Origin of the sequence: Pseudomonas sp. A-1 (genome assembly GCF_004801855.1) — a bacterium.
GTDB lineage: Bacteria > Pseudomonadota > Gammaproteobacteria > Pseudomonadales > Pseudomonadaceae > Geopseudomonas.
Genome location: NZ_SSTC01000243.1, coordinates 1 through 556, shown reverse-complemented (window position 1 = coordinate 556; position 556 = coordinate 1). Strand labels below are relative to the sequence as shown.

1 protein-coding gene and 1 pseudogene are annotated in these 556 nt (G+C 63.1%); both read right to left on the bottom strand.

Annotation, left to right across the window (positions count from 1 at the left end; genetic code table 11):
* Nucleotides 1-135, bottom strand: a pseudogene (locus E5198_RS21380) (cytochrome-c oxidase, cbb3-type subunit II); the annotation flags it as partial.
* Nucleotides 135-556: cbb3-type cytochrome c oxidase subunit I (locus tag E5198_RS21375; RefSeq protein WP_178084116.1), on the bottom strand; the 422-nt coding region annotated here is incomplete at its 5' end. The gene E5198_RS21375 and the pseudogene E5198_RS21380, both read right to left, overlap by 1 nt.

The following is a 556-nucleotide window of genomic DNA, read 5'->3' as shown; positions in this document are numbered from 1 at the left end:
GCCTTCCACCGGCTCGTTGACCACGTCCTGGAAGAACAGCGGCACGATCTGGGTCAGGCCGCCGATGCTGACGGCGAGCACCATCAGCAGCGCCATCAGGCCAATGTTCTTCTCGATGATTTCGTGCTTGTTCATCAGTGGGCTCCTTGAACCACGAACTGCTCGGCAGCGCTCATTTCAGCGGCCTTGGCGACGCGAACGGTGCGCCACACGTTGTAGGCCATCAGCACCATGCCGAAGAGGAAGAAGGCGCCGCCGATCATGCGCACCAGGAAGCCCGGGTGGCTGGCTTCCAGCGCCTCGACGAAGGAGTAGGTCAGGGTGCCGTCCTCGTTGACCGCGCGCCACATCAGGCCCTGGGTGATGCCGTTGACCCACATGGAGGCGATGTACAGCACGGTGCCGATGGTGGCCAGCCAGAAGTGGGTGTTGATCAGGGCGATGCTGTGCATTTCATTGCGGCCGAACACCTTCGGGATCAGGTGGTACAGCGAGCCGATCGACACCATGGCGACCCAGCCGAGGGCGCCGGCATGCACGTGGCCGATGGTCCAGT